This window comes from Arthrobacter sp. 10N410, assembly GCF_056394945.1.
Genome location: NZ_JBFTIP010000010.1, coordinates 95,040 through 102,670, shown reverse-complemented (window position 1 = coordinate 102,670; position 7,631 = coordinate 95,040). Strand labels below are relative to the sequence as shown.

At 67.5% G+C, this 7,631-nt stretch carries 9 protein-coding genes; 6 read left to right on the top strand and 3 right to left on the bottom strand.

Going from position 1 to position 7,631, the window contains the following annotated elements; genetic code table 11:
• Positions 1-626: HNH endonuclease signature motif containing protein (locus tag AC1DB8_RS16400; RefSeq protein ID WP_476893618.1), on the top strand; the 626-nt coding region annotated here is incomplete at its 5' end.
• 345 nt (positions 627-971) lie between these two features.
• On the top strand, positions 972-1,727 hold the full coding sequence (locus tag AC1DB8_RS16395) for a class I SAM-dependent methyltransferase (RefSeq protein WP_441419373.1): 756 nt from the start codon (positions 972-974) through the stop codon (positions 1,725-1,727).
• Positions 1,728-1,735: 8 nt separating this feature from the next.
• Here the strand turns inward: AC1DB8_RS16395 and AC1DB8_RS16390 are convergent, their stop codons facing one another.
• Entirely contained in the window at positions 1,736-2,185 is a 450-nt protein-coding gene (locus AC1DB8_RS16390; RefSeq protein WP_476893617.1) for an MBL fold metallo-hydrolase, read from the bottom strand.
• Positions 2,186-2,276: 91 nt separating this feature from the next.
• The gene (locus AC1DB8_RS16385; protein WP_441419375.1) at positions 2,277-2,702 is read right to left on the bottom strand and encodes a GNAT family N-acetyltransferase; all 426 of its coding nucleotides are present in this window, start codon (positions 2,700-2,702) and stop codon (positions 2,277-2,279) included.
• A gap of 14 nt (positions 2,703-2,716) precedes the next feature.
• On the opposite strand from AC1DB8_RS16385, the gene AC1DB8_RS16380 reads away from it, so the two are divergent.
• Positions 2,717-3,298 (top strand): P-loop NTPase family protein, encoded by a 582-nt coding sequence (locus AC1DB8_RS16380; protein ID WP_476893616.1) that lies wholly within the window; start codon positions 2,717-2,719, stop codon positions 3,296-3,298.
• A 43-nt stretch (positions 3,299-3,341) separates the two neighbouring features.
• Here AC1DB8_RS16380 and AC1DB8_RS16375 read toward each other — a convergent pair whose 3' ends face one another.
• A complete protein-coding gene (locus AC1DB8_RS16375; RefSeq protein ID WP_476893615.1) occupies positions 3,342-4,127 on the bottom strand; it encodes a DUF937 domain-containing protein in 786 nt (261 codons plus the stop codon).
• Between the two features lie 236 nt (positions 4,128-4,363).
• On the opposite strand from AC1DB8_RS16375, the gene AC1DB8_RS16370 reads away from it, so the two are divergent.
• The 3 genes from AC1DB8_RS16370 to kynU are packed head-to-tail and all read left to right on the top strand — an operon-like array spanning position 4,364 to position 7,508.
• Positions 4,364-5,371, top strand: coding sequence for a bifunctional riboflavin kinase/FAD synthetase (locus AC1DB8_RS16370; RefSeq protein ID WP_476893614.1), 1,008 nt, complete (start codon positions 4,364-4,366; stop codon positions 5,369-5,371).
• A 29-nt stretch (positions 5,372-5,400) separates the two neighbouring features.
• Positions 5,401-6,255: a tryptophan 2,3-dioxygenase gene (gene kynA, locus AC1DB8_RS16365; RefSeq protein WP_476893613.1), complete on the top strand. Its 855-nt coding sequence runs from the start codon at positions 5,401-5,403 to the stop codon at positions 6,253-6,255.
• Complete coding sequence (kynU, locus tag AC1DB8_RS16360; RefSeq protein WP_476893612.1) at positions 6,252-7,508, top strand: kynureninase; 1,257 nt, start codon at positions 6,252-6,254, stop codon at positions 7,506-7,508. The genes kynA and kynU overlap by 4 nt, the downstream gene beginning before the upstream one ends.
• Positions 7,509-7,631: the final 123 nt, after the last annotated feature.

The window sequence follows — 7,631 nt, the reverse complement described above, 5'->3', positions numbered from 1 at the left end:
GAGGGCTCCGGCCCCAGGTCATGGTCACCATCGATTACCGCGACCTCCTCGAACGCCTCCAACGAGACACCGGCACGGCCGCCGACGGGGCCGGCCAGGTCAGCGCCACCGGCCAGTTCGAGCGGGCCGGAACCACCGGACCGGGCCAGTTCGGCCGGGTCGGAGCCACCGGACACGGCCCCGGGGCGGGATCGCTCGGGTTCACCGGCACCGGGACGCTGGCCTTCACCGGCCCCGTCACCGCCGCGACCATCCGCAAAATCGCCTGCGACGCGGACATCATCCCCGTCCTGCTCGGAGCCCAGGGCCGGATCCTGGACATCGGCCGCACCAGCCGGATCTTCCCGCCCCACCTCCGCAAAGCCATCACCGCCCGCGACCAGGGCTGCGCCTTCCCCGGCTGCACCATCCCCGCACCCTGGTGCGAAGCCCACCACATTAACTACTGGTCCACAGGCGGCACCACATCCACCGACAACGGAACGCTCCTCTGCTCCCACCATCACCACCTGACCCACAAAGAACAATGGACCATCCAGATCCGTGCCGGGATCCCGTGGTTCATCCCGCCACCCCACCTCGACCCACGCCAAACACCCCGAAGAAACCACTACTTCAGAAGCTGAACGGCGCACCCGGAGTTGCTGAACGGCGCACCCGGAGTAGCTGAACCACGCACCCGGAGTTGCTGAACGGCGTACCCGGCCGACCGGAATCCGAACGGTCACACGATAGGGGAGCCCAGCAGGGCCGCCGCGTCCGGCCGTGACTGCAGCGAAGGTGTCATGCCGCCTGGGCTCCGAGACCGACGACCCGAGACCGACGACCCGAGACGGACGACCCGAGACCGAAGTCCGAGAGGGAAGGCCGACGGCCGAAGACCTGCGGCCCGGGGCTGTGGACCGGACGTTGGGCCACGGAGGCGGCATCGGTCGCTAGAGGAACCGCACAGCAGATGCGATAGTGACGGGATGATTAACCAGCAACAGCTCTGGGACGACGAGACCGCGAGGAAGTACGACACGCCTGGAGAGGGAATGTTCGCGCCCGAGGTTCTCGGCCCCACGGTAGAGGTCCTGTCGGAGCTCGCGGGTGACGGTCCGGCCATCGAATTTGCCATTGGCACGGGCCGGGTTGCGATTCCGCTTTCGGAAGCGGGGGTTCAAGTCAGCGGTATCGAACTGTCCCACGCGATGATCTCCCGTTTGCGTGAGAAGGCCAGCGAACGCAACATTCCCGTCGTTCAGGGCGACATGACCGAGGCATTGGCGGGGGAGAACTTCTCGCTTGCATTCCTGGTGTTCAACACCATCGCCAACCTCTTGACGCAGGACGATCAGGTGCGCTGTTTCCAGAACGCTGCGCGTCATCTTGCGCCTGGCGGGCGCTTCGTCATAGAGCTCTGGGTGCCACAACTCCGCTCACTGTCGCCCGGCCACGGTGGGACGGTTGAAGAGAGCGAGCCCGGGTATCTCCTAGTCGATACCTACGATGTGCTGAATCAGCACGTCATCTCGCACCATGTGCGGTTCGCCCCGGAGCTAGCGGACGGTCAGGAGGCGCGGATCGGACGGACGCCGCACCGGTACGTCTGGCCCAGCGAGCTGGATCTCATGGCCCGGCTGGCCGGGTTCGAGTTGGAATCCAGGTGGGCGGACTGGGATGGCAGCGAGTTCACCGGAGAATCCCGCAGCCACGTCTCGGTGTACCGGCTTACTTCACCCTGAAGGACCGCTCAGCCGGTCTTGAAGGGGATCGGGGTGCCCGGCGGGAACGGGACAGTGCCCTGGTCCGGCGTCATCGTAAACCAACCGTCGTTTTGCTCGGTCAGGAAGAAGAGATGCCGGCCGCCGACGTCGAGCGGGTCGCCGTCGGGATAGGACTTTCCGCAAGTCACCGGCATGGACGCGATACGGACCGGGCCCTTGCCCAGGCTGCCTTTGAGCACTTTCTCCACTTCCACCACGTGGACATTGGCCTGGTAACCGTAGATCCGGATCTCACCGTCTCTCTGGAGGGGCGTGCCGACCAGGACCGCGCCGGCGTGGTCGAAGCGTTGTTGCATGGTCTCGAAGCGGACCCAGTCAACGCAGGCGTCCGTGCGGGTGACAGGCACCAGCCAACACCCGCAAAGCAGCACGCCCAACACGACGCCGATCGTCGCTGTCCCCGCCAGTCTCCGCATGCTCGAACCTTAGCCGCCACCGGGAGTGCAGTCCATGAAAAGCGTTCTCCCAAGCGCCGCGACGGCAAGGGGCAATAGCCGCAGACCGGTGCTAGCGGATCAACGCGAAAACCCGCAACGGCTCAGGGCTGAAGTCAGCGCCTTCGGTGAAACCCAGGGCTTCGTAGAAGGCTCGCTGGCCCGGCTCGTTGTCGGTGAGGAGGACCGTCTGCCGGACGTGCCCGTACCGCGCCTGGACGGCTTCCAGCAGCGTCCTTCCCACACCGGTTCCTTGGAACGCCGGGTCCACGAGGATGTCCTGCAAGTAGCAGATGGTCGCATCGTCGGAGACGGCCCGGGCAAGCCCAACCAGTTCCCCTCCGACACTCCGGGCAGTGACCACAAACGAAGAATTCCGGATGGCCCGAACGAGCAGTCCCAGGTCCCGGGAGTAGGCGGCCCACCCGACGGATTCATAAAGCGCCAGCGCCTCGGCGTCGGTCACGTCGGCGCTGGCGGAGATAGAGAACTGGGGCATCGCACCAGTGTGGCATGCTGAACTTCGTGCACCCCCGGAATCCAACCGCTGCCCCCTCGCGAGTCCTCTTCTACGGCGTCACCGGAAGCGGGAAGTCCTCCGCCGCCCGTGCCTATGCGGCGAGAACGGTGCTCCCGGAGTTCTCTGCCGACGACGACATTGGCTGGCTTCCGGGCTGGCGGCAGCCGGACACCGCCGTTCAGCGGCAGCTCGCGGCGCGCATCGCCGGCCAGGACAAGTGGGTCCTGGACAGCGCCTATGGAGTGTGGCGTGACCTTGTTGTGCCGCGAGCGGAGCTGATTGTCGGACTGGACTATCCGCGCTGGCTTTCGCTGCTCCGGCTGCTCCGCCGCTCCTTTCGCCGGGTCATCGCCCGAGAGGAAGTCTGCAACGGGAACCGGGAAACGTTCGGCCGCCTGGTCGCCCTGGACTCGATCATCGGGTGGCATTTCCGCTCGTTCAGCCGCAAGCGACGGGTCATGCGCGAACTGGAGAGCAACCCTGGCACCGCCGAGGTCCGCATCTTCCGCCATCCGCGGGAACTCGAGGCGTGGCTCCAAGGGCTCCCGACAGCAGGCCCGAACCCAGCCGGGTAGTGCCAGCCCCGCTCCTGGAGGCCCAATCCAGCGTCAGCGGACGCTATTTCTTCCCGAACAGTCCGCCCAACAGTCCGCCGAGGCCGCCGTCGTTTTTCCGGGGCTCAGCGTCCTGCGGCGCCTCTTCCTGAGGCTGGCCCGGGAGGTCAATGTCGATCAGCTCACCCGGTCGCGGCTCACTGCCGGACGGCTGGACCTGCGGGACAGCCTGCGGCTGGAGCTCGGGCTCGGCGGCATTGCCGGCGTCCGGGGCTACAGCTTCATTGGCCGTCCGCTGCTGCCCGCCGCCAAGCATGCCCCCGAGGATGTCGCCCAGGCCGCCGCCGGCTGCGCCCGCGCCGCCGCCGAGAATTCCACCGAGGATGCCGCCCAGGTCAATGCCTCCGGCTCCGGCCCCGGTTCCGCCGCCGGCCTGGCCGCGACCGCCCAGGACCTTGTTGGCGAGGTAGGACATGACGATCGGCGCGAGCAGCGGCAGGAGCTTGCGGACCAGGTCCCCGCCCATGCCGCCGAGCTGCGCGGTTCCCGCCAGCTGGTTGGCGACCTGGTCCTGCTGGCCGCCAAAAACATGGTTGACGATCTTTTCGCCGTCGGCAGTGTCCACCTGCGCCGCATCGACGCCGCCGTCGACCAGCCCGTCGCGGTGCTGGCCGAGCGCGGACTCCAGCGAGGCCGCGCCCTCCGGAGCCTGTGCGTTGTTATGCAGTCCGGCGAGGAGCGTGGGCACGGCAGCCTCCACCGCGGCCTGGGCGGTCTGCCGGTCAGTTCCGAGCATGCTGGCAATTTGGTCTACCGGGATCTGCCCGAGGATGTCCTGAAGCTCAGTCATGGCGTTCTCCTTCAGCCGCGGGCCGGGCCGCGGACATTGTTGGCGGCGCCGGCAGCGTTGCCGTGGCCGAACTGGTGCCCTTGCATCGTAGCCCGGGGCGGGGGAGGCGGAAAGGCGTCCGCCGGAGCCCCGGGTGCCGTCCAGGAACCGGGGCGATAGCGGGTAATCTTAGAGAGTTCCGGAGCCGGTCCCAACCCTCCGGAGGAGTCAATGGCAGGCAGCAAAAGGCGAGGTAGATGGTCCACATCTGGAACGATCCGTCCGAAGTCCCGGCGGACTTCGGCCCGTCCGTGGTCACGTTCGGCAACTTCGACGGCGTGCACCGCGGCCACCAGCAGGTGCTCTCGCAGCTCATCCGTACCGCCCGCCTGAACCATGCCCGCGCCGTCGCCATCACCTTTGACCCGCACCCGGCGCAGGTCCACCGCCCCGAATCCGCCCCCGAGCTGATCATGGGCCTGGAGGACAAGCTCGTCGCCCTCGGCGAGGTTGGCCTCGACGCCGTCCTGGTGATGAAGTACTCGCTCGAACTGGCCAGCCTCACGCCGGAAGAGTTCGTCTCCTCCGTGCTGGTCGATGCGCTCAAGGCCAGCCACGTGGTGATCGGCCACGACGCCCGCTTCGGCCGCGGCAACTCCGGGGACCTGGACACCATGAAGGAACTGGGGGAGAAGCTCGGCTTCGAGGTCCAGGTCATCAGCGAGTTCGGTTCCGAAGGCTACCCGTTGCACGGACACCACGGCGGCGGACAAGACGACGGCGGCGCGAGCGACCGCCGTTGTTCCTCCACCTGGGTCCGGGAAGCGCTGCGGGAGGGTGACGTCGCCACCGCCGCCGCCGTCCTGGGCCGGCCGCACCGGATGCGCGGCGAGGTGGTCCACGGGGCAGCTCGAGGCCGCGACCTCGGTTTCCCTACGGCCAACCTCTCCTCCGATGCCAGCGGCTACATCCCCGCGGACGGCATTTACGCCGGCTGGCTCGTGGACCAGGCCGGCACGCGGTGGCCCGCCGCCATTTCCGTGGGCTCCAACCCGACCTTCGACGGCGTTAGCCGGCAGGTCGAGGCGCACGTGATCGACCGCCCGGAAGAGGCCGTCGAGGACTTCGATCTGTACGGCCAGACAGTGGTGGTCGAGTTCGTGGCCCGTTTGCGCGGCATGGTCGCGTACCGTGGCCCTGAGGCGCTGGTTGAGCAGATGCGGCTTGACGTCGTGCAGGCGCACGACATCCTTTTCACCGGCTAGCGCGCCCCGTTTGGCAAGGAAGGCAAGACGTGACGATTGAGAAGAACACGCGGGAGCTGGACAAGGACATAGTCCGCGACTTCAGCGCCCGGATGAGCTACGCCTCGTACCTGCAGTTGCCGACGCTTCTCAGTGCCCAGCAGCCGGTCAGCGAGCCGGAGCACCACGACGAGATGCTGTTCATCATCCAGCACCAGACCACGGAACTGTGGCTCAAGCTCGTGCTGCACGAACTCCGCAGCGCGGCCGCCTGGCTGCGGGCGGACGACCTCGGCTCCGCGCTCAAGGCGATCGCCCGGGTCAAACACATCCAGAAAACCCTGACCGAGCAGTGGTCCGTGCTGGCCACGCTCACACCCACCGAGTACTCCCAGTTCCGCGGCTTCCTCGGCAACTCGTCCGGGTTCCAGTCCAGCCAGTACCGCGCGGTGGAATTCCTGCTCGGCAACAAGAACCGCAAAATGTTGCCGGTGTTCGAATCGGACCCCGAAGCCCACCGGATGCTCCAGGAACTCCTCGAAGCCCCGAGTATCTACGACGACTTCCTCGCCTACCTCAAGCGCCAGGGCTTCGACGTGCCGGCCTCGGTGCTCAACCGGGACGTGAGCCAGGCCCACGAGTTCTGCCCCGAGCTGGTCCCGGTGTTCAAGTACATCTACGAAAACGCCGCGAGCAACTGGGGCGCCTACGAAGCCTGCGAAGAACTCGTGGACCTGGAGGACAATTTCCAGCTCTGGCGCTTCCGGCACCTGCGCACCGTGCAGCGCACCATCGGCATGAAGGCCGGCACCGGCGGATCCAGCGGCGCCGCGTTCCTGCAAAAAGCCCTCGAACTGACCTTCTTTCCCGAGCTGTTCGCGGTCCGCACGGAGATCGGCCAGTGAGCGCCGAACCGGCGGCCCCCGCGGGCACCGATGCTCTCTGGCAGCGCGCGCTCGACCTCGACGCCGCGGATCCTCTTGCCTCCTACCGCGAGCACTTCCTCGGCACCGATTCGGAGCTGTCCTACCTCGACGGCAACTCACTGGGCCGTCCGCTCAAACGGACCGTCACGGACATCAGCAGCTTCATCCAGGACAGCTGGGGCGGGCGCCTGATCCGCGGCTGGGACGAGGAATGGCTGGAGCTCCCGCAAGCAATTGGAGACCAGCTCGGCCGCGCAGTGCTCGGCGCCGCCCCTGGGCAGACCATCATCGCGGATTCCACCACGGTGGTGCTCTACAAGCTGATCCGCGCCGCGCTGGCCGCCGTCACCGACCCCAGCCGCACCGAGATCGTGCTGGATACGGACAACTTCCCGACCGACCGCTACCTCGTCGAAGGCATCGCGCGCGAAGAGGGCCTCACCCTGCGCTGGATCGAGGCGGACCCGGCCTCCGGCGTGACCGTGGAGCAGGTGCGCGCCGCCACCGGCCCGGCCACCGCCGTCGTGGTCCTGAGCCAGATCGCCTACCGCTCCGGATTCCTCGCGGACCTTCCGGGCATTACCGCCGCCGTGCACGACGCCGGCGCGCTTGTCGTGTGGGACCTGTGCCACTCCGCCGGTTCGGTGGAGATCGGCCTGGACGCCGCGGACGTGGACTTCGCCGCGGGTTGCACCTACAAATACCTGAACGGGGGACCCGGCTCGCCCGCGTTCGCCTACGTCAACGCCCGGCACCTGCCCGGGCTGCAGCAGCCGATCTGGGGCTGGATGGGGCGCAAGGACGCCTTCGAAATGGGGCCCGGCTATGAGGCCGCTGCCGGCATCCGGGGTTTCCTCAGCGGCACCCCGGCCGTCTTCGGCATGCTCGCCATGCGCGGCACGCTGGACCTGCTCGAGGAAGTCGGCATGGCCGCCGTGCGGGAGAAGTCCCGGCTGCTGACCGCGTTCGCCGTCGAACTCCATGACGCCTGGCTGGAACCGGCCGGCGTGCGGCTGGCAACTCCGCGGGACCCGGAGCTGCGCGGCAGCCACATCACCGTGGACCACCCGGCCTTCCGGGAGATGACGGCGGTGCTGTGGGAGCAGGACGTGATCCCCGACTTCCGTGCACCGCAGGGCATCCGGATCGGTCTGTCGCCGCTGAGCACCTCGTTCGCCGAGCTGTACCGGGGCGTCGCGGCGATCCGCGGGCTGCTGGCAGACTCCGAGTAACGGTGGACGGCCCGCGGACTGTTTAGACAACTTCGACGGCGTGCCAGTAAACTAAACGTTGGATCCGGCTGCAGTCCGTGGCGGCTGGCTCTTGTTGTGCTGTGGAAGCCTTCCCAAGGGCGG